At 41.9% G+C, this 23,359-nt stretch carries 11 protein-coding genes; 3 read left to right on the top strand and 8 right to left on the bottom strand.

Translation table 11 applies throughout. From position 1 onward, the window contains the following. Window positions 1–34: 34 nt before the first annotated feature. The 3 genes from uxaC to kduI are packed head-to-tail and all read right to left on the bottom strand — an operon-like array spanning window position 35 to window position 3,110. Window positions 35–1,438, bottom strand: a complete 1,404-nt coding sequence (gene uxaC, locus GSB9_03049; protein UKM66459.1) for a glucuronate isomerase — start codon at window positions 1,436–1,438, stop codon at window positions 35–37. A gap of 22 nt (window positions 1,439–1,460) precedes the next feature. Continuing rightward, a complete protein-coding gene (locus GSB9_03048) occupies window positions 1,461–2,249 on the bottom strand; it encodes a gluconate 5-dehydrogenase (protein UKM66458.1) in 789 nt (262 codons plus the stop codon). A 21-nt stretch (window positions 2,250–2,270) separates the two neighbouring features. Next, window positions 2,271–3,110: a 5-dehydro-4-deoxy-D-glucuronate isomerase gene (kduI, locus tag GSB9_03047; GenBank protein UKM66457.1), complete on the bottom strand. Its 840-nt coding sequence runs from the start codon at window positions 3,108–3,110 to the stop codon at window positions 2,271–2,273. A 1,439-nt stretch (window positions 3,111–4,549) separates the two neighbouring features. Here kduI and GSB9_03046 point away from each other — a divergent pair. Continuing rightward, window positions 4,550–18,190: a T9SS type A sorting domain-containing protein gene (locus GSB9_03046; GenBank protein ID UKM66456.1), complete on the top strand. Its 13,641-nt coding sequence runs from the start codon at window positions 4,550–4,552 to the stop codon at window positions 18,188–18,190. A 257-nt stretch (window positions 18,191–18,447) separates the two neighbouring features. Further along, window positions 18,448–19,158, top strand: a complete 711-nt coding sequence (locus GSB9_03045) for a hypothetical protein (protein UKM66455.2) — start codon at window positions 18,448–18,450, stop codon at window positions 19,156–19,158. A 40-nt stretch (window positions 19,159–19,198) separates the two neighbouring features. Here the strand turns inward: GSB9_03045 and hisS are convergent, their stop codons facing one another. The 5 genes from hisS to rpsF form a co-directional block, all read right to left on the bottom strand. Next, window positions 19,199–20,575, bottom strand: a complete 1,377-nt coding sequence (hisS, locus tag GSB9_03044) for a histidine--tRNA ligase (GenBank protein UKM66454.1) — start codon at window positions 20,573–20,575, stop codon at window positions 19,199–19,201. A gap of 233 nt (window positions 20,576–20,808) precedes the next feature. Then, on the bottom strand, window positions 20,809–21,279 hold the full coding sequence (locus tag GSB9_03043) for a DUF6495 family protein (GenBank protein ID UKM66453.1): 471 nt from the start codon (window positions 21,277–21,279) through the stop codon (window positions 20,809–20,811). Between the two features lie 62 nt (window positions 21,280–21,341). Beyond that, window positions 21,342–21,803 carry a 50S ribosomal protein L9 gene (gene rplI / locus GSB9_03042; protein ID UKM66452.1) on the bottom strand — a complete coding sequence of 154 codons (462 nt, stop codon included), beginning with the start codon at window positions 21,801–21,803 and terminating at the stop codon, window positions 21,342–21,344. Window positions 21,804–21,816: 13 nt separating this feature from the next. Further along, window positions 21,817–22,116 carry a 30S ribosomal protein S18 gene (gene rpsR, locus GSB9_03041; protein ID UKM66451.2) on the bottom strand — a complete coding sequence of 100 codons (300 nt, stop codon included), beginning with the start codon at window positions 22,114–22,116 and terminating at the stop codon, window positions 21,817–21,819. After that, entirely contained in the window at window positions 22,116–22,454 is a 339-nt protein-coding gene (gene rpsF, locus GSB9_03040; protein UKM66450.1) for a 30S ribosomal protein S6, read from the bottom strand. The genes rpsR and rpsF overlap by 1 nt, the downstream gene beginning before the upstream one ends. Before the next feature lie 209 nt (window positions 22,455–22,663). Here rpsF and GSB9_03039 point away from each other — a divergent pair, with 209 nt between their 5' ends. Then, window positions 22,664–23,359, top strand: coding sequence for a LytTR family DNA-binding domain-containing protein (locus GSB9_03039; protein ID UKM66449.1), 696 nt, complete (start codon window positions 22,664–22,666; stop codon window positions 23,357–23,359).

Here is a 23,359-nt window from a genome sequence, read left to right as displayed (position 1 = left end):
TAATGTGAAGTTACTTTATAAATCAATGCATTATTTAAAAATCGAAATATTGTTTAGCGTTGTTATAACTAATGTCTGCAACCATTTTACCAATCCACTCCATCTCTTCTTTTGGTAATTCTCCTCTCTGGATTTCATCACCTAAAAGATTACAAAGTATTCTACGGAAATACTCATGTCGTGGAAAAGACAGGAAACTTCTAGAGTCGGTTAACATACCCACAAAACAACTGATAAGCCCCATATTTGAAAGTGCGTTCATTTGTTTTGTCATCCCGTCCTTTTGATCCAAGAACCACCACCCAGAACCAAGCTGTACTTTTCCTCGCACACTACCATCATTAAAATTACCAATCATGGTAGCCATGACTTCGTTATCTGCTGGATTAAGGTTATAAATTATAGTTTTTGTTAACTTATCTTTGCTATCTAAAGCATTTAAAAATGCCGACAATTTTTGCGCTTGTGGGTAATCGCCAATAGAATCCCATCCTGTATCCGGACCTAAAATTCTGTGCATTCGGGCATTGTTATTTCTTAAAGCACCTAAGTGAAATTGTTGAACCCAACCAAATTCGTGATAAGTTTCGCATAAGAATACTAAAACGGCACTTTGGAATTTTAGAGCCTCTTCATTAGAAATTTCTTTTCCTGAAAGTTTCTTTTGGAGGATAGAGTTAACCTCTTTTTCGGTATAGTTTTCGAAATAAATTTGATCTAAACCATGGTCACACAGTCTACATCCGTTATCATGGAAAAACTGAATACGGTTTTTAAGCGCATCGCATAAATCTGAAAAAGAATTTACCGTTACTCCTGAAGCATTTGCTAATGATTCTAAGTAGTCGGTGTAGCCATCAGCTGAGATTAAAATGGCTTTATCTGGCCTAAAGGCTGTGCTTACTTTGAAACCAAAATCTTCTTTCGACATTTTTTGATGGTATTCCAAAGTATCAATTGGGTCTTCGGTAGTACAAACCAACTCGGCATTAACCTTTCTTAATAAACCTCTACAGCTGTAACCATCAGAGTTTAGTTTCTCTTGTGTAATGTCCCAAACCTTTTCTGCGGTCTTTTCACTTAACAGGTCGGTAATTCCAAAATATCTAGTGAGTTCTAAATGCGTCCAATGATAAAGTGGATTACGCATAGTATAAGGCACCGTTTTCGCCCAATTTAAAAACTTATCTTTGTCTGAACCATCGCCTGTTATAAATTTTTCGTTAACACCTAAGGTTCTCATGGCACGCCATTTATAATGGTCTCCATTAATCCAAACGTTGGTTATATTATTGAATGTTTTGTCTTCTGCAATTTGCTGAGGCGGTAAGTGGTTGTGATAATCAATGATGGGCTGATTTTTCGAATAATCGTGATAAAGTTCTTCAGCGTATTTATTTTCCAGCAAAAAGTTATCGTGAATAAATGTCTTGCTCATTTTTAATATGTATTAGTTTGGTTTAATCTTCGTTTGCTGGCTTACCGATGGTTGCTAAAATTCCGCCATCAACGTAAACAATCTGTCCACTAACGAAATCGCTAGCTTTTGATGATAAAAATATGGCAGCTCCTTGTAAATCTTCTGGGTCGCCCCAACGCCCTGCTGGTGTTCTTCCAATAATAAAATCGTTGAACGGATGTCCGTCTACTCGAATCGGTGCGGTTTGGCTGGTGGCGAAGTAACCTGGTCCAATTCCGTTTACCTGCACGTTATGTTTAGACCACTCTGTAGCCATATTCCGCGTAAGCATTTTAAGTCCGCCTTTTGCTGCCGCATAAGCGCCTACGGTATTTCTTCCCAATTCGCTCATCATAGAGCATATATTGATGATTTTACCACCACCTCGCTCAATCATACCCTTTACGATATGTTTAGATACGATGAATGGGCTGACTAAATCTACCTTTAAAACCTGCTCAAAATCTTCAACCTCCATGTCTTCCAGAGGTGTTCGCTTTATAATTCCGGCATTGTTCACCAGGATATCAATATGACCAACTTCTTTTTCAATTTTAGCTACGTTTTCCATAACTTGAGCTTCATCGGTTACATCAAAAAGATATCCATGAGCCTCATAACCGGCCGATTTATACTCGGCAACGGCATTATCTAACTTGTCTTGCGAGGATGCCCCATTTACCACTAGAGTTGCGCCAGCTTTACCTAGCCCCATTGCCATTGCCATACCTAAGCCATGCGTAGCACCGGTAACCAACGCTGTTTTTCCTTTTAAATCAAATAAATCCATTGATTTTAATATTTTTTAGAATTATCTTAATTCGTTTATTTTACAAACGTCCATATCACCGTAATCCAAGTTTTCACCTGCCATACCCCAAATAAAGCTGTAATTGCTTGTACCTGAACCTGAGTGAATTGACCATGGCGGAGAAATTACAGCCTCATTATTGGCCATCCAAATATGACGCGTTTCTGTTGGCTCACCCATAAAATGGCAAACAGCTTGGTCTTCCGGTACTTCAAAATAGAAGTAAACTTCCATTCTTCTATCGTGAACATGGGCTGGCATGGTATTCCAGCTGCTTCCTGTTTTTATAGACGTCATACCCATTTGCAATTGGCAAACATCAACAACACTGTTTACAATATATTTTCTTAATGTACGCGCATTGGCTGTTTCTGGAGAACCTAATTCAATAGTTTCAACATCGCCTTTTCCTATTTTTTTATTAGGATATGCTTTGTGAGCTGGTGTTGAATTGATATAAAATTGGGCCGGCTGGTTAGCTGACTTACTTGAAAACTCAACATCCTTATTGCCTTGCCCCAAGTAAAGAGCTTCTTTGTTATCTATATCATAAGCTGTACCATCAACAGTTATGGTTCCTGCTCCACCAATATTAATGATTCCCATTTCTCTTCTTTCTAAGAAAAAAGAAGCCTTTAAAGGATCAATTGCTTCTAGTTTCACACTTGTTTTAACAGGAACAACTCCTGCTACCATAAATCTGTCGTAATGTGTATAAACCCATTCTATACCATCCTCTTTAAACAAATTTTGAATTAAAAATTCTTCGCGTAATTGCTGTGTATCATATTTTTTTACTGCTTCTGGACTAGAAGCGTAACGCATGCTATAGTTTTTCATAATTTAAAATTGTTTATAATTTAGATAGTGTAATCGATTACGCAAAAATAAGGGAATTAAGTTGAAATATAAATATTTTTTGGCTTAATCTTGCTTTGAAATTCAAAAAATTCGCTCTTAACATTTCTTAATTAAACTTTTCACCTAATTGCCAACAAAACTGTTAATCATACAAAATGAATAACACAATTGCACAATAAGGGTTAAGACACCCCCTTTTTCGCTTTTAAAAGTATCGAATATAAAAGATATATTTTGTTTCTAGGCCTATCCTTTTAATTTTTTATGCACAGACCATGATTGAGACCTTTAAAATAAGCTTTTCAACTATTATTTTTAATACTCATAAGACCAAAATCAATACATTTCATCGTATTTCTTTTATTTCTTGGCTAATTAGTTTTACATCAAACAATTTGTCCAATATTAAACTCTCATAAACAAACCTATTCTTAATAACAAAAGTTTACTAGCGTTATATTAAGTATAAGTTTATTGATGTTAATCGCTATTCACAATCTCAAGCATTCACGTCTTCTGAAACAAAACCACCTTAAAGAGCTATTTCCTTGCAGGCAAAGCTTTTTTCTGCTGTATGAAACGCCAACTTGAACCGCTCAATCCAATCCTTTATGGATGGAGATTTATTGTTTAAAAACCAATAGGATTCTAAACAATAAATAATTTCAGCTCAAAAAGCGACTCGACATTCTTAAAGCCTAAAAAAAAAAAAAAAGGAAATATACTGAAGAATTAACACTTCAAAGCACATTAGCCAAGCTATCGATAACTTTATTGCTAAGCAATTTCCTTTTAATTCCTCTTAATTATTCTTAATTCTTCTTAAAAATTAAGCTCTTACCACAATTTTCAGGAACTCGACCACTGTATTTCTCTACCCCCAGAGGATACAAATAGATTTGAAATCACATTCACAAAAACCTCATTAAGTACAGGCGATTTTGAGACCGCAGCAAACCTATATACATTCAACACAAACAAAAGAACAAGTATCACTATCAACAATCCGAAACTAAAAGAATGAAAACAATAAAAAAAACAGCATTTATCTTACAAATATGCTTTTGCCCGCAAGACCTAAAATATTAAAATTATGTATTTTGTCGTATTTTTTTGTTTTTTATCGATAAAAAACAAAAAAAATTTTATATTAGCCGCATAAATAATTTTAGAAAAGAATTATTAAAAACGATTAATCCATAAGAAACAATTATGCTAATACAGACCAAAGATTAAAAATGTATTTCAACGAGTATTTTTAACTAAAAGCCATTATTAACATAGTTTTGTAACCTCCCTCATAATTATTGATTAATAAGCAGTTAGACCCTTAATAATTTGTCTTTGAGCTCAAATAGCTCTAAGACAAGATTATAGTTATTGAATAAAGTCAGAAAGCCCCATTACGTAAAATAATTATGAAGCACAATTACTTCAAGAACATAACCGCTTTAATATGCTTATTTTTTATAAGCGTGCACTTAAATGCTGTTACTAATTATGTAACAAAACGTCCTAATAATAATACAACACAAATTACCTCCATCTATTACGGAGCGCTTTCTGATTACGTGCATTTCATAGAGCGTGAGTTGGTGAAGACTGAATATTCCATAAATACGAATTCTAAATCCTTAACCACTGCTTTAATTTTGGCTGACACCTCAGGAGATTATCGATCTGTTCAAGATGGTAATTGGACCACTTTATCTACTTGGGAGTACTACAATGGTTCTGCTTGGGTTGCAGCTACATCTTACCCAGGGGAACTTGCAGGTACAAATATAGTAACCATAGATGCTGCTAATACAATAACTGTTGGTTTAAATTTAACCACAGAATCTATGGGAGATGTTATAGTGAATGGCACACTAATATTAGATCCGCCAGGAACTCCCAATACAATTACTTTATCTACCCTGTCACTTAATATAAACGGGGGCACATTAAGTTTTTTAGGAACAAAAGTCCGATTGGATTTACCTGATGCCGCTTCTGTTATTACTATTGATAATGGTGGAAGTTTAACAGCTGGGACCTGCAACAACAATAATGAAATTTATATTGGTTCCAGTAAATATGCCGCTTGTTCAGGTAGTGGCGGAACAGTCTATACTTTTGGAGAAGTAGTTGCATCTGGTGGTAATGTTAATGCTATGATTACAGTTCCTCCTTCTGATCCAATAGATGTATCCAGCTGTGACCCTATCAATTTAACAGGTGGTTATACCGGAACTGGAACCGAAACCAATGTAACCTTTGAATGGACTCTTCTAGATTCTGATGGAAATATTGCAACAATAACAACTTTAACACCTACCCCTCCATCAAATACACTTGCTGATGAAAATGAAACTACTACTGCTACATTCACTCCTACAATAGAAGGTGAATATTTGGTCTCGCTTGAAATAACAACCACAGCAGGAGCTACCAACGTAGAAACAAGAACTTTTAACGTTAGTGATACTGATGCACCAATATGGGATACCGTAGCAGGAGACCTTAATAGAACTGTAGATTGCGATGACACTACTGCTCTTACAAATGCTCAATCTTTAGTTCCTGTTGCTTCCGATAATTGTGACACTTCACTTACTCCTGTTAAAACTTCAGGGGCATTTGTAGAGGGTTCCTGTCCGCAAGCCGGTACTTTCACCAATACGTGGGTTGTTACAGACGATGCTGGGAATACTTCTGCTACATATTATACTCAAACTATTACGGTTGTTGACACCACCGACCCTACTTGGGACGTGGCCCCTAGCGATATGGCCGTACAATGTGACGGTACCGCTGACCCTAGCGGTGCTTTTGCCGCTTGGCTCACCAGCTTCTCTGGTTCTGACTCTTGTGGTAACGCTACCGTGACAAACAACAGTGCCGGTCTTAGCGACCTGTGCGGGGCTACCGGTTCGGAAACCGTGACTTTCACATTAACTGATGAGTGCGGTAACGATATTACTGCCCAGGCAACATTTACTATTGAAGATACCACCGACCCTACTTGGGACGTGGCCCCTAGCGATATGACCGTACAATGTGACGGTACCGCTGACCCTAGCGGTGCTTTTGCCGCTTGGCTCACCAGCTTCTCTGGTTCTGACTCTTGTGGTAACGCTACCGTGACAAACAACAGTGCCGGTCTTAGCGACCTGTGCGGGGCTACCGGTTCGGAAACCGTGACTTTCACTCTAACTGATGAGTGCGGTAACGATATTACTGCCCAGGCAACATTTACTATTGAAGACACCACCGACCCTACTTGGGACGTGGCCCCTAGCGATATGACCGTACAATGTGACGGTACCGCTGACCCTAGCGGTGCTTTTGCCGCTTGGCTCACCAGCTTCTCTGGTTCTGACTCTTGTGGTAACGCTACCGTAACACATAACAGTGCCGGTCTTAGCGACCTGTGCGGGGCTACCGGTTCGGAAACCGTGACTTTCACTCTAACTGATGAGTGCGGTAACGATATTACTGCCCAGGCAACATTTACTATTGAAGATACCACCGACCCTACTTGGGACGTGGCCCCTAGCGATATGACCGTACAATGTGACGGTACCGCTGACCCTAGCGGTGCTTTTGCCGCTTGGCTCACCAGCTTCTCTGGTTCTGACTCTTGTGGTAACGCTACCGTGACAAACAACAGTGCCGGTCTTAGCGACCTGTGCGGGGCTACCGGTTCGGAAACCGTGACTTTCACATTAACTGATGAGTGCGGTAACGATATTACTGCCCAGGCAACATTTACTATTGAAGACACCACCGACCCCACTTGGGACGTGGCCCCTAGCGATATGACCGTACAATGTGACGGTACCGCTGACCCTAGCGGTGCTTTTGCCGCTTGGCTCACCAGCTTCTCTGGTTCTGACTCTTGTGGTAACGCTACCGTGACAAACAACAGTGCCGGTCTTAGCGACCTGTGCGGGGCTACCGGTTCGGAAACCGTGACTTTTACACTAACTGATGAGTGCGGTAACGATATCTCGGCCCAGGCAACATTTACTATTGAAGATACCACCGACCCCACTTGGGACGTGGCCCCTAGCGATATGACCGTACAATGTGACGGTACCGCTGACCCTAGCGGTGCTTTTGCCGCTTGGCTCACCAGCTTCTCTGGTTCTGACTCTTGTGGTAACGCTACCGTGACAAACAACAGTGCCGGTCTTAGCGACCTGTGCGGGGCTACCGGTTCGGAAACCGTGACTTTCACTCTAACTGATGAGTGCGGTAACGATATTACTGCCCAGGCAACATTTACTATTGAAGATACCACCGACCCTACTTGGGACGTGGCCCCTAGCGATATGACCGTACAATGTGACGGTACCGCTGACCCTAGCGGTGCTTTTGCCGCTTGGCTCACCAGCTTCTCTGGTTCTGACTCTTGTGGTAACGCTACCGTGACAAACAACAGTGCCGGTCTTAGCGACCTGTGCGGGGCTACCGGTTCGGAAACCGTGACTTTCACATTAACTGATGAGTGCGGTAACGATATCTCGGCCCAGGCAACATTTACTATTGAAGATACCACCGACCCTACTTGGGACGTGGCCCCTAGCGATATGACCGTACAATGTGACGGTACCGCTGACCCTAGCGGTGCTTTTGCCGCTTGGCTCACCAGCTTCTCTGGTTCTGACTCTTGTGGTAACGCTACCGTGACAAACAACAGTGCCGGTCTTAGCGACCTGTGCGGGGCTACCGGTTCGGAAACCGTGACTTTCACTCTAACTGATGAGTGCGGTAACGATATTACTGCCCAGGCAACATTTACTATTGAAGATACCACCGACCCTACTTGGGACGTGGCCCCTAGCGATATGACCGTACAATGTGACGGTACCGCTGACCCTAGCGGTGCTTTTGCCGCTTGGCTCACCAGCTTCTCTGGTTCTGACTCTTGTGGTAACGCTACCGTGACAAACAACAGTGCCGGTCTTAGCGACCTGTGCGGGGCTACCGGTTCGGAAACCGTGACTTTTACACTAACTGATGAGTGCGGTAACGATATCTCGGCCCAGGCAACATTTACTATTGAAGATACCACCGACCCCACTTGGGACGTGGCCCCTAGCGATATGACCGTACAATGTGACGGTACCGCTGACCCTAGCGGTGCTTTTGCCGCTTGGCTCACCAGCTTCTCTGGTTCTGACTCTTGTGGTAACGCTACCGTGACAAACAACAGTGCCGGTCTTAGCGACCTGTGCGGGGCTACCGGTTCGGAAACCGTGACTTTCACTCTAACTGATGAGTGCGGTAACGATATTACTGCCCAGGCAACATTTACTATTGAAGATACCACCGACCCTACTTGGGACGTGGCCCCTAGCGATATGACCGTACAATGTGACGGTACCGCTGACCCTAGCGGTGCTTTTGCCGCTTGGCTCACCAGCTTCTCTGGTTCTGACTCTTGTGGTAACGCTACCGTGACACACAACAGTGCCGGTCTTAGCGACCTGTGCGGGGCTACCGGTTCGGAAACCGTGACTTTCACTCTAACTGATGAGTGCGGTAACGATATTACTGCCCAGGCAACATTTACTATTGAAGACACCACCGACCCCACTTGGGACGTGGCCCCTAGCGATATGACCGTACAATGTGACGGTACCGCTGACCCTAGCGGTGCTTTTGCCGCTTGGCTCACCAGCTTCTCTGGTTCTGACTCTTGTGGTAACGCTACCGTGACAAACAACAGTGCCGGTCTTAGCGACCTGTGCGGGGCTACCGGTTCGGAAACCGTGACTTTCACTCTAACTGATGAGTGCGGTAACGATATTACTGCCCAGGCAACATTTACTATTGAAGACACCACCGACCCCACTTGGGACGTGGCCCCTAGCGATATGACCGTACAATGTGACGGTACCGCTGACCCTAGCGGTGCTTTTGCCGCTTGGCTCACCAGCTTCTCTGGTTCTGACTCTTGTGGTAACGCTACCGTGACAAACAACAGTGCCGGTCTTAGCGACCTGTGCGGGGCTACCGGTTCGGAAACCGTGACTTTCACTCTAACTGATGAGTGCGGTAACGATATTACTGCCCAGGCAACATTTACTATTGAAGATACCACCGACCCTACTTGGGACGTGGCCCCTAGCGATATGACCGTACAATGTGACGGTACCGCTGACCCTAGCGGTGCTTTTGCCGCTTGGCTCACCAGCTTCTCTGGTTCTGACTCTTGTGGTAACGCTACCGTGACAAACAACAGTGCCGGTCTTAGCGACCTGTGCGGGGCTACCGGTTCGGAAACCGTGACTTTCACATTAACTGATGAGTGCGGTAACGATATTACTGCCCAGGCAACATTTACTATTGAAGACACCACCGACCCCACTTGGGACGTGGCCCCTAGCGATATGACCGTACAATGTGACGGTACCGCTGACCCTAGCGGTGCTTTTGCCGCTTGGCTCACCAGCTTCTCTGGTTCTGACTCTTGTGGTAACGCTACCGTGACAAACAACAGTGCCGGTCTTAGCGACCTGTGCGGGGCTACCGGTTCGGAAACCGTGACTTTCACTCTAACTGATGAGTGCGGTAACGATATTACTGCCCAGGCAACATTTACTATTGAAGACACCACCGACCCCACTTGGGACGTGGCCCCTAGCGATATGACCGTACAATGTGACGGTACCGCTGACCCTAGCGGTGCATTTGCCGCTTGGCTCACCAGCTTCTCTGGTTCTGACTCTTGTGGTAACGCTACCGTGACACACAACAGTGCCGGTCTTAGCGACCTGTGCGGGGCTACCGGTTCGGAAACCGTGACTTTCACTCTAACTGATGAGTGCGGTAACGATATTACTGCCCAGGCAACATTTACTATTGAAGATACCACCGACCCTACTTGGGACGTGGCCCCTAGCGATATGACCGTACAATGTGACGGTACCGCTGACCCTAGCGGTGCATTTGCCGCTTGGCTCACCAGCTTCTCTGGTTCTGACTCTTGTGGTAACGCTACCGTAACACATAACAGTGCCGGTCTTAGCGACCTGTGCGGGGCTACCGGTTCGGAAACCGTGACTTTCACTCTAACTGATGAGTGCGGTAACGATATCTCGGCCCAGGCAACATTTACTATTGAAGATACCACCGACCCCACTTGGGACGTGGCCCCTAGCGATATGACCGTACAATGTGACGGTACCGCTGACCCTAGCGGTGCATTTGCCGCTTGGCTCACCAGCTTCTCTGGTTCTGACTCTTGTGGTAACGCTACCGTGACAAACAACAGTGCCGGTCTTAGCGACCTGTGCGGGGCTACCGGTTCGGAAACCGTGACTTTCACATTAACTGATGAGTGCGGTAACGATATTACTGCCCAGGCAACATTTACTATTGAAGATACCACCGACCCTACTTGGGACGTGGCCCCTAGCGATATGACCGTACAATGTGACGGTACCGCTGACCCTAGCGGTGCTTTTGCCGCTTGGCTCACCAGCTTCTCTGGTTCTGACTCTTGTGGTAACGCTACCGTGACAAACAACAGTGCCGGTCTTAGCGACCTGTGCGGGGCTACCGGTTCGGAAACCGTGACTTTCACATTAACTGATGAGTGCGGTAACGATATTACTGCCCAGGCAACATTTACTATTGAAGATACCACCGACCCCACTTGGGACGTGGCCCCTAGCGATATGACCGTACAATGTGACGGTACCGCTGACCCTAGCGGTGCTTTTGCCGCTTGGCTCACCAGCTTCTCTGGTTCTGACTCTTGTGGTAACGCTACCGTGACAAACAACAGTGCCGGTCTTAGCGACCTGTGCGGGGCTACCGGTTCGGAAACCGTGACTTTCACTCTAACTGATGAGTGCGGTAACGATATTACTGCCCAGGCAACATTTACTATTGAAGATACCACCGACCCTACTTGGGACGTGGCCCCTAGCGATATGACCGTACAATGTGACGGTACCGCTGACCCTAGCGGTGCTTTTGCCGCTTGGCTCACCAGCTTCTCTGGTTCTGACTCTTGTGGTAACGCTACCGTGACAAACAACAGTGCCGGTCTTAGCGACCTGTGCGGGGCTACCGGTTCGGAAACCGTGACTTTCACATTAACTGATGAGTGCGGTAACGATATCTCGGCCCAGGCAACATTTACTATTGAAGATACCACCGACCCTACTTGGGACGTGGCCCCTAGCGATATGACCGTACAATGTGACGGTACCGCTGACCCTAGCGGTGCATTTGCCGCTTGGCTCACCAGCTTCTCTGGTTCTGACTCTTGTGGTAACGCTACCGTGACAAACAACAGTGCCGGTCTTAGCGACCTGTGCGGGGCTACCGGTTCGGAAACCGTGACTTTCACTCTAACTGATGAGTGCGGTAACGATATTACTGCCCAGGCAACATTTACTATTGAAGATACCACCGACCCTACTTGGGACGTGGCCCCTAGCGATATGACCGTACAATGTGACGGTACCGCTGACCCTAGCGGTGCTTTTGCCGCTTGGCTCACCAGCTTCTCTGGTTCTGACTCTTGTGGTAACGCTACCGTGACAAACAACAGTGCCGGTCTTAGCGACCTGTGCGGGGCTACCGGTTCGGAAACCGTGACTTTCACTCTAACTGATGAGTGCGGTAACGATATCTCGGCCCAGGCAACATTTACTATTGAAGATACCACCGACCCTACTTGGGACGTGGCCCCTAGCGATATGACCGTACAATGTGACGGTACCGCTGACCCTAGCGGTGCATTTGCCGCTTGGCTCACCAGCTTCTCTGGTTCTGACTCTTGTGGTAACGCTACCGTGACAAACAACAGTGCCGGTCTTAGCGACCTGTGCGGGGCTACCGGTTCGGAAACCGTGACTTTCACTCTAACTGATGAGTGCGGTAACGATATCTCGGCCCAGGCAACATTTACTATTGAAGATACCACCGACCCTACTTGGGACGTGGCCCCTAGCGATATGACCGTACAATGTGACGGTACCGCTGACCCTAGCGGTGCTTTTGCCGCTTGGCTCACCAGCTTCTCTGGTTCTGACTCTTGTGGTAACGCTACCGTGACAAACAACAGTGCCGGTCTTAGCGACCTGTGCGGGGCTACCGGTTCGGAAACCGTGACTTTCACTCTAACTGATGAGTGCGGTAACGATATCTCGGCCCAGGCAACATTTACTATTGAAGATACCACCGACCCCACTTGGGACGTGGCCCCTAGCGATATGACCGTACAATGTGACGGTACCGCTGACCCTAGCGGTGCTTTTGCCGCTTGGCTCACCAGCTTCTCTGGTTCTGACTCTTGTGGTAACGCTACCGTGACAAACAACAGTGCCGGTCTTAGCGACCTGTGCGGGGCTACCGGTTCGGAAACCGTGACTTTCACTCTAACTGATGAGTGCGGTAACGATATCTCGGCCCAGGCAACATTTACTATTGAAGATACCACCGACCCCACTTGGGACGTGGCCCCTAGCGATATGACCGTACAATGTGACGGTACCGCTGACCCTAGCGGTGCTTTTGCCGCTTGGCTCACCAGCTTCTCTGGTTCTGACTCTTGTGGTAACGCTACCGTGACAAACAACAGTGCCGGTCTTAGCGACCTGTGCGGGGCTACCGGTTCGGAAACCGTGACTTTCACTCTAACTGATGAGTGCGGTAACGATATCTCGGCCCAGGCAACATTTACTATTGAAGATACCACCGACCCCACTTGGGACGTGGCCCCTAGCGATATGACCGTACAATGTGACGGTACCGCTGACCCTAGCGGTGCATTTGCCGCTTGGCTCACCAGCTTCTCTGGTTCTGACTCTTGTGGTAACGCTACCGTAACACATAACAGTGCCGGTCTTAGCGACCTGTGCGGGGCTACCGGTTCGGAAACCGTGACTTTCACTCTAACTGATGAGTGCGGTAACGATATCTCGGCCCAGGCAACATTTACTATTGAAGATACCACGCCACCAACAGTATCAGCCCCAACAGCTACTGCACTACAATGCGCTGAAGATATACCAGCCGCCGTAACAACAATAACAGCATTTAATGCGCTTACAGGAGCAAGTGCTTCTGACAACTGTACTGCTATAACTAATTTAACCGTAACCTCAACTACAGGAAACGTTGCTGGACAAAGCTATAACGGTACGATTACAAGAACTTACACTATTACTGATGATTGTGGAAATGAAACGGATGTAGACCATGTGTTTAATATAAATGACACTACAAGCCCTACAGCTGTCTGCCAACCTATCACCGTTCAACTGGTTAACGGCATGGCTAATATAGACGTATTAGATATTGAAAACGGATCGTCTGACAATTGTGGCGTACCCACACCTGTTAATGTATCGCCTTCTAGTTTTGATTGTAATGATGTTGGAGATAATACTGTTACCTTAACTGTTCAAGATGCCAACGGCAACATAGATACCTGTACAACTACCGTAAAAGTTGAAGACAATGAAACTCCCAATACAATCTGCATTGCTCCATCAACTTTAACCGTTACTTTAGACCCTGTAACAGGAACGGTTTCTCTTACTCCAGACCAAATAAATAATGGTTCAAATGATGCTTGTGGGATAGCTTCAATAAGTGTTAGCCCAAATTCGTTTGATTGCAATAACGTGGGCATTAATACCGTAACACTTACAGCAACGGATGTAAATGGGAATTCAAGCAGTTGTTCTACAACCATTAACGTAGACCCGCCTACCATATCAACTGGAGCTATCACTGGAGAAGTTGTCAACCCAACACCAGAAAACCCCGTTCCACCAAGCGACTTAATCGAAGTCACTGCTTGTCCTGGTGGCTCTTTAGTCTCCAGAGATGTTCAATTAACGTTAGATCTTTCTGGTAGTAACATCAACGCAAGCAATATAAGTATATGGCAAATATCTTCAGATCAAGGAACAACTTGGCAAGATGTCGCTGGAACTTCGGGTCAAACAACTGTAACAGTAACCGGATTAACAAGCACAACGATTGTTAGAGCCTATATCCTATCAGGTAACTGCCCTTCAATTTCTCCATATGCTTTAATACGCTTTTTACCACCAGATGAACCTCCTGTTATAGAAAGTGTAACAAATACCAACATATGTTTGGGCACTGGTGTAGACATTGTTGCTTCTAGCTTTTTTGAATATGGTGGCCAATTTGGAGGCGGCGGTTACTTTAACTATGCCAACCCTGAAGATTGGTTGGTAGACGGTGAAGAGTCTTTACCTGCTCCTGGAAATAACTCCAATCCTGCCAATTGGTTTGAAACTAATGGCCCTAAAATTTTTGGAGGCATTCGTTATGACACCACAGACAATACTAAATTCGCTGTTGCTAACGGAATTGGTTTTAGAACAGAAATGGAAACCCCTATTTTCAGTACGATAGGAATGTCCGACAGCGAAGCTATTCTCGAATTCTATCAAGCATTCTATTTCTGCGATGGTGCTTTTGGTGAAATTAGGCTATCTCTTGATGGCGGTGCTAATTATGACATCGTACTAAACACCGATCAAAACGACGACCTTACTTCTGGTAAAAATTCTGGTTTTTCTGTTTTGGCAACTAGTGGCGGTTGTGGTAGCGGACCACAAGGTCAGCAACCAACCTCAGACCCTTTCCAGCCTGCCTCAATTGATTTATCAGATTACTTAAACGAACCAAGTTTAAGAATCAAGTTCATTTTTGATAGTACGGCATCAACATCGACGTGCAATAATGCTTACTTCCCTGATGGTGCCACCAATACCTGTGGCAATATCCCAAATAATTTTGATGTTCACAGTACATGGGTAGTTGATGATGTTGGTTTTCCTTATGCGCCAATTGATGAAATTTTAGAATGGACTGACGAGAACGGAGATGTAATAGAAATTGGCAACGATGTAACTGTAACTCCAGAAACACCGGGAATAAGAGAATTTGGTGTTACAGCATTGGTGAACGACTGTAGAGCCGACACAGATGAAGGCACTGAATTTGTCAGTATTTATACAAGTTTAGCTTACGCTGGTGCCGACCATTTGATTACATCTGGAAAATGTGGAGAATCTACCATTCAATTGCACGCTTACGACAATACCGTTTCGGCTGTTACCAATTATAATAATGGTGCTTGGGAAGCTAGTCCGGGCACAGGTAATTACAAAGTACCTGATGTAAGTGCTGGTGAGACTGATTACCCTGGCACAGGTGTAACCGGTACTTGGTCTGTACAGTCTGCACCTTCAAGTGCTTGCGGATCTTCAGCAACATTCTCGAGTAACACCGATCCAAATGCTACGTTCACAGGAGAATCTGGAACATATGTTTTAAGATGGACCCTAAATGATGCTAATGCATGTTATGATGAGGTAACTGTAGAAATCAATAACTGTAACAATATAGACTTTGATGGTATTGACGACTATGTTACGTTCAAAAACAACTACAATTTAAATTCTCCATTTAGTATTGAAGCTTGGTTAAAACCTGAAGATGTTAATGGCTCTCAAGTTATTTTCTCTAGAAAAGATGCTAACGTTAATACCAGTGGTTATTCATTAAGTTTGAATGGCAGCACCCCAACTTTTAGTTGGTACAATGCTGGAGATAGCGGCTCTCTACCATCTTCAAATACCATTAACAATAATAGATGGTATCACATTGCCGTAACATTTGACGGTAGCGAATATAACATTTATGTTGATGGTGTTCTTTCGGGCACAATACCAGGAAGCGCCCCTGATTTAACCCCTAACAATATTGAAGCTATTTTAGGCGCAATGGATCAAAATCCCCCTGGAGACCCTGTGGATTATTACCATGGTTGGGTAGATGAGTTTAGAATTTGGAATAAATCACTAGATGTACAACATATCAGACAAATGATGAATCAGGAAATCAAGGAGTTTGGAGGTAATGTACAAGGAGAAGTCATTCCTACTAAAATATACGGCCCAGACACAGATCAAGATGGCACAGAAGAAAACCTTCTCACTTGGGCTAATCTAGAAGGCTACTACCGCATGGCTGTGGATTGTGGTTATTTAACGGCATACAAGGGAGTTACTGGTCGTTTGCGTAATATTTTTACAAATCAAACCGAAAATGCACCTATACCATACACTACCAAACAAAATGGCAATTGGAACAACAGTAATACTTGGACCCATGGCAATGTATGGCATATCCCAAACAGTACAGAACATGGCACTACAATAGACTGGAACATTGCACGAACAAGTCATAATCTTGTATCGGAGTCTGAAGATATAACACTACTTGGGCTACTAGTTGAATCTAATGAATTAACTATTACTAGCCCTGGGACGCAAGATGAAAACACCCCAGGAACCGGGCTTTGGGTTACCCATTATTTAAAATTAGATGGACAAATTGATCTTGTAGGAGAATCACAATTAGTTCAAAAACGCTACAATAGCTCTGGAAACCCAACAGTACAGTTTAATGAAAGTATTTTAGACGTAAATAGTAGTGGGTACATAGAACGCGACCAACAAGGTACGAACAACCCTTACAACTACAATTACTGGGGCTTACCTGTTGGGCCACAGGTAACGGGTACCAACAACAACCCTAGAAATATTAATAGTGTTATGAGAGATGGCACAAACTCATCTGCACCTTTAAACATTCAATGGACCAGTGCTAAAACCCCTCCAAGTACATCTCCAATAACGCTGAGCACACGTTGGCTTTATTCTTACGAAAATCATACCACAAATACTTATGCTGCTTGGAGAAGGCTAGGTAACAGCAGCACCTTTGCTGCCGGGCTTGGATATACCATGAAAGGTAGTGGTAAAAATTACATACCATACACTTTAGGCACCCAAAACTATGTGTTTATTGGAAAGCCAAATAATGGAACCATTACCACACCATTAAACCCTGGCTATGATGCCTTGATTGGTAATCCATATCCATCAGCAATTGATGCTAATCAGTTTCTTATTGACAATGCCGGCACTATTACTGGGGCATTATACTTTTGGGAACACTATCCAGGTAACAACACCCACGTTTTAAGAGACTACTTAGGAGGCTACGCTGTTTTAAATTTTATTGGTGGTATTGCAGCAACAACTCCTCCTCCAACAGCAGAAGGTTATGTTATTATTGGTGGCGAGGGAACCAAAATCCCTGAACGTTATATTCCGGTGGGGCAAGGCTTTTTTGTTTCTGCTACATCAACAGCTTACGGTACTGGAGTTGGAGGGCAAATCGTTTTTAACAACAACCAACGTGTTTTCCAACGGGAAGCCGTTAGCTCAGATAACTCGGGCTCTGTGTTCTTTAAGTCAAGTAATCCTAAAGCTAAAAACGACAAAAAACAAACGGATGCAATAAAACGCCTACGAATTAATTTTAAAACACCTGAGGGAGCGATGAGGCAATTACTTCTTGGCTTTGTTAGCAATGGCTCTGCTGGCGATGGCATCGATTATGGTTATGACGCTCCAAAATACAATACATTACCCAACGATTTGGTTTGGCGTATTGACAATAAATCTTTCGAAATACAAGGCCTTGGAACGTTTGATGAAAACAAACAATGTGAGCTTGGTTTATTTTTGAGCAAAAACGGGACTATAGAAATTTCTTTAGCTAGTTTGGAAAACTTTGACCCAAACACTAAAGTTTATGTATATGATGCCCTATTAGGAACTTACACCAGAATAAATAATTTAAGTTTCTCAATTGATTTAGATTCAGGGGACTATACCAATAGGTTTTACATTGCCTTCAAAAAAGAACACGCATTATCGATTGATGATGATGCAGCTATAAATCAGGTTTCTGTAAATTATTTACATAATAACCACATAATAAACATTAAAACCCCTAATCGTTTAAATGTAAAACAGGTATATCTAATTAATGTATTGGGACAAACTGTTAAATCTTGGGAGGCCACCAATATAGCTCTTGATTCTAACAACATTAATATTCCTGTATTCAACATAAGCGAAGGTAACTACATAGTAAAAATTATAACTTCTGAAGGAACCACTAGCAAGAAAATTATTATAAATCAATAAAAATTAAAAGAACACAAAAAAGAAGGGTGACTTTATAAAGTCGCCCTTCTTTTTGTTTTTAAACCTAAATATTCACTTACATAAAATACCTTTCGTCGATTTTTTAAGTATTTCATAGGTTTTTTGGTGTTTAAAATTTATCTTAGCAATAAGAAAACCAAATCTTAAAACCTTAACCCATGCTACCTAAAATAAATTTTAAACTAATAACTCTATGTTTAGTTATTACATTCTGCTTAACAAGCAGTTCTGATGTTTTGGCTGACAACATACAAAGAGTGCGGATTGATTTTACAATGCCTAACGGTTATGTTAGACATTTATTACTAGGGTTTACCCTTGATGACACCGCAACAGATGGGGTCGATTATGGCTATGATGCTCTTAATATCGACTCTTTTCCTGATGATTTAAACTGGATTATAGAAGACAAACGCTATGTTATTCAGGGTGTTGGAAGCTTTGACGACACAAAGAAATATCCGTTAGGCCTTTTCTTGGGAAATAGTGGTGATATAAAAATCGATTTAGATACGACTACAGGTTTTGAAAATCCAATTAATGTATACGTCTTTGACGCACTTCTGAACACCTATACCAATATTAACAATGCTAGTTACTCTAATGCATTTGAAAAAGGTGAATATTTAGATAGATTTTACATTGCTTTTAAAGCCAACACCACCAATGATGTGGCTAACAAAAACTTATCTACAACTGACGCTATATTAAGAAATACTAAAATACAATACTTAAGAAACTTTAAAGAACTTCTTATTGACACCAATAATGGTGTAAAAATAAGCGATATTAATATTTCCAACAGTCTGGGGCAAAAGCTTCACACCATTAAAAATGTAAATAGCAACCGTACAAAAATTCCGGTTCAACAAATATCTACAAATCGAATTTTTGTAACTGTAGAAACTGAGTTAGGCCAAATAACCAAACAAATATTACTGCTATAAAAAATCCAAGATATTAACTTAAAAAAGTCCTGAACCAAATTCAGGATTTTTTTATGGTAGCCACTAATGTTTCTAACGATACTTTTTCTTGAGATCCGGTAGCCATATTTTTCAAGGCATAGGTATTTGAATTAACCTCCTCTTCGCCCACAATCACCACAAATGGGATATTACGCTTGTTGGCATGATTCATTTGTTTTTTCATTTTGGCCGCATCTGGGTACAACTCAGCATTAACACCTTGCTGGCGCAATTGCTTAATGGCTTTTAAACTAAATAAAGCTTCCTGTTCACCAAAATTGATAAACAAAACCTCAACATTTCTATTTACGGTTTCCGGAAATAAGCCCAACTCCTCAAGCACCAAATAAATACGGTCCAAACCAAAACTAATGCCTACCCCACTCACGTTTTTCATTCCAAAAACACCAGTCAAATCATCGTAACGTCCACCACCGCCTATCGAACCCATTTTTACTGTCTTAGGTGCAGCTACTTCAAAAATGGCACCAGTATAATAATTTAAGCCACGAGCTAAGGTAACGTCTAATTGCAGTAAAGCTGTTGTCAAGCCTAATTCTGAAATGGCTTTATTAATAAAAGTTAGTTCCTCAATACCCTTTTTACCTTCTTCAGAAGTGTTTAAAATACCTTTTAAGCTTTCAATTTGTGACTCAAAACTCCCCGACAATGTGAATAACGGCTGTAATTTTGAAATACCCGATTCTGAAATACCTTTTGAACGCATCTCTTCTTTCACCTTATCCTCACCTATTTTATCGAGTTTATCAAGCGCCACGGTAAAATCAATTAATTTATCGGATGCACCGATTACTTCTGCAATGCCCGATAAAATTTTTCGGTTGTTGATTTTTATGGTAGCTCCCTCCAGTTTTAAAGCTGAAAAAACGGTATCGTATAATTGAATGAATTCCACTTCCTGCCATAAAGAATCGCTCCCAACCACATCGGCATCGCATTGATAAAACTCTCTAAAGCGACCTTTTTGAGGTCTATCGGCTCGCCAAACTGGTTGAATTTGATACCGCTTAAACGGGAATTCAATCTCGTTTTGATGTTGCACCACGTACCTGGCAAAAGGCACAGTAAGGTCGTAACGGAGGGCTTTTTCGGAGATAGATGATGTTAATTTATTTGAATCCTTTGTATTGTAAGCATCATTATCAGCTTTAGCCAAATAATCCCCAGAATTTAGAATCTTAAAAATCAACCTATCACCTTCATCACCATATTTTCCCATTAAGGTATCTGAGTTTTCAAAACTGGGCGTTTCAATAGGCTGAAACCCGAAAGTTTCAAATGCACCACGAATGGTGTTAAAAATATAATTCCTTTTCGCTACTTGCTCCGGATTAAAATCGCGGGTACCTTTTGGGATGCTTGGTTTTTGGGCCATAATATGTGCTGTCTTTCAACTCCGCTCAAGATGACTCCAGCGGTATCATTTTTTGATTATAAAATTTAAAGTGGATTCCTGCCTGCGCAGGAATGACAATGTTTCTGCAAAAATAATTAATGAAGATGTTATTGCGAGCTTTTTAACGAAAAAAAGCACGGCAATCTTTTCATTGAAATAGGCAAGCAACCGATAAACTCATAGGCGCGTCGCATGCGCTCCTCGCTATGACGTTAATTTATAAGCTTATAAAAATATTGATACAATTCACCTTTGGTTATGACAGCGCCTTGCTCAATCATGTTAAATTTATCGGCATTTTTATCTTCAGAATATTCTTTATCGGCCTGTAAAAACTCAACACTTTCATCCATTAAATTTTCCCGTAGCCAATCATATCCTTCTTGTGTGGTTATATCGATATCGTCATTCTTCACATTAACCACAATGGCGTGCATTTTATCTTCATCTAAATTAAACAGATACATATGCTGGGGCGCAAAATGCTCTAAATATTTCGCTTGGTTTAAAACACCTTCCCAAACCAAATCGCTAAAAACGTCCAATTCTGTTTCGGCCAACTCTGGTTTGTTAGCTTTTAGATTGGTCCATTCGTCGTGCGTAATAGATTGCGTTGCTAAGAAATTGATAAATTCTTGATGTAATTCTTCAAACTGTTCTTTTGTGAGTCTTCTGTATTTCATTTTTATAATGTCATAAAAAAAGCCCCAACAATGTTGAGGCTTTCTATTTTATTTCAGCTCAATTAAGCCTGTGCGATAACCTCAAAAGGGAAATCGAAAATCACTTCTCTGTGCAAACGTACAACAGCATTGTACTGCCCTAAACGTTTGATGTTCCCTCCAGTAATGGTTACAAATTTTTTGTCTACTGTATGTCCTGCCTTTTCAAAAGCTTCAACCAAATCGGCTTTGGTTACAGATCCAAATAATTTATCACCAGCCGTTGCTCCTTCGGTAGCTTTTGCTGTAATTTTAATATCCAATCCTTTAATAGCTTCGGCTGTTTTGTTAGCGTCTTCTATTAATTTTTTGTCTTTAAAAGCTCTTTGTTTTAAGTTTTCTGCCAATACTTTTTTAGCAGAAGGTGTAGCCAAAATGGCTTGACCTTGAGGAATTAAAAAATTTCTACCATAACCGCTCTTAACTGTTACAACATCGTCTTTAAATCCTAAATTTTCAACGTCTTGTTTTAATATAAGTTCCATCGTTATGTGTATTTTATTTTAATAAATCTGCTACGTACGGCATTAAAGCTAAGTGGCGTGCTCTTTTTACGGCAACAGACACTTTTCTTTGATACTTTAGTGAAGTTCCTGTTAAACGACGTGGTAAAATTTTACCCTGCTCGTTTACAAACTTCAATAAGAAATCTGGATCTTTGTAATCCACATATTTAATTCCAGATTTTTTGAAACGACAGTATTTTTTTTGCTTAGTAGTTTCAATATTTAAAGGCGTTAAATATCTAATTTCTCCGTCCTTTTTACCTTTTGATTGTTGTTCTATTGATGACATAATTAAGCTTTTACTTTAAGTTTTTCTCTTCTTCTCTCTGCCCAAGCTACTGCGTGCTTATCTAACTTTACAGTTAAGTAACGCATAAAGCGCTCATCACGTCTAAACTCTAATTCCAAGGCATTAATTACCTCACCTTCAACGGTGTACTCAAACAAATGGTAAAAACCACTTTTTTTGTTCTGTATTGGGTAAGCCAACTTTTTTAGCCCCCAATCTTCTTTTGCCACCATCTTAGCTCCGTTAGAAACAAGAAAATCTTCGTATTTCTTTACTGTTTCCTTTATCTGTTCTTCAGATAAAACGGGATTTAAGATGAAAACAGTTTCATAATGATTCATAAAAATCGTTTTTAATGTTAAAAATTGGCTGCAAAAATAAATAAATTCTATATATTACACAACATTATCCGCCCTATTTTAAACACTAAAGTACAGCACTCAAAAAATGTTAAAAATTTGTTAAAAAGTGTATTTTAACGATGTTTTTTGGTTTTTAACCGAATTATTCGTACTATTGTCGATATCTTAACCGAAATAATACAAATGTTATGACTTTAAACTGTGTAGTAGTAGACGATTCAGCAATACAACGTCTCTCTATTGTTAAGTTAGTTGAAAATCACCCTTCTCTAAACTTAATTGCAGAGTACAGTAGTGCCCTAGAAACAAAGAATGGTTTAAATACGCATCAAGTAGACCTTATCTTTTTAGACATTGAAATGCCAGTGCTTAATGGATTTGAACTTTTAGACGTATTAAACAACAAACCTCAAATTATTTTTGTAACCGGTAAAACAGAATATGCTTTTAAAGCATTCAACTACGATGCCACCGATTACTTGCACAAGCCCATCACAAAAGAACGCTTTAACACTTCCGTAGAAAAAGCCTTGGAACAACATAGATTGACCCAAGACATGAACGAAGAAGATGGCGAGCACATTTTTGTGAAAAGTAATCTTAAAAAACGTAAAGTATATATTAAGGACATTAAATGGATTGAAGCCCTTGGTGATTACGTAAAGCTGGTTACTGAAGAAAACAGCTTGGTAGTTCTTTCGACCATGAAAGCTTTTGAAGCCGAATTACCCGAAGGCAAATTTTTAAGAATACATAAATCTTACATTGTAAACCTTGACAAAATCGACAGGTTTAACAGTAAAAATGTTGAAGTTGGCGCTTATGAAATTCCTCTAAGTCGAAACAAAAAAACCCAGCTGGTTGATGCATTAAATAATATTTAA

This window comes from Flavobacteriaceae bacterium GSB9, assembly GCA_022749295.1.
GTDB lineage: Bacteria > Bacteroidota > Bacteroidia > Flavobacteriales > Flavobacteriaceae > Flavisericum.
The sequence above is the reverse complement of the archived record's forward strand: the minus strand, read 5'-3'. Positions and strand labels throughout refer to the sequence as shown.

Bases quoted from the DNA above. Each gene is read 5' to 3' on its own strand.
- uxaC (UKM66459.1), bottom strand. From the start codon at position 1,438: ATGAGCAAGACATTTATTCACGATAACTTTTTGCTGGAAAATAAATAC.
- GSB9_03048 (UKM66458.1), bottom strand. From the start codon at position 2,249: ATGGATTTATTTGATTTAAAAGGAAAAACAGCGTTGGTTACCGGTGCT.
- kduI (UKM66457.1), bottom strand. From the start codon at position 3,110: ATGAAAAACTATAGCATGCGTTACGCTTCTAGTCCAGAAGCAGTAAAA.
- GSB9_03046 (UKM66456.1), top strand. From the start codon at position 4,550: ATGAAGCACAATTACTTCAAGAACATAACCGCTTTAATATGCTTATTT.
- hisS (UKM66454.1), bottom strand. From the start codon at position 20,575: ATGGCCCAAAAACCAAGCATCCCAAAAGGTACCCGCGATTTTAATCCG.
- GSB9_03043 (UKM66453.1), bottom strand. From the start codon at position 21,279: ATGAAATACAGAAGACTCACAAAAGAACAGTTTGAAGAATTACATCAA.
- rplI (UKM66452.1), bottom strand. From the start codon at position 21,803: ATGGAACTTATATTAAAACAAGACGTTGAAAATTTAGGATTTAAAGAC.
- rpsF (UKM66450.1), bottom strand. From the start codon at position 22,454: ATGAATCATTATGAAACTGTTTTCATCTTAAATCCCGTTTTATCTGAA.
- GSB9_03039 (UKM66449.1), top strand. From the start codon at position 22,664: ATGACTTTAAACTGTGTAGTAGTAGACGATTCAGCAATACAACGTCTC.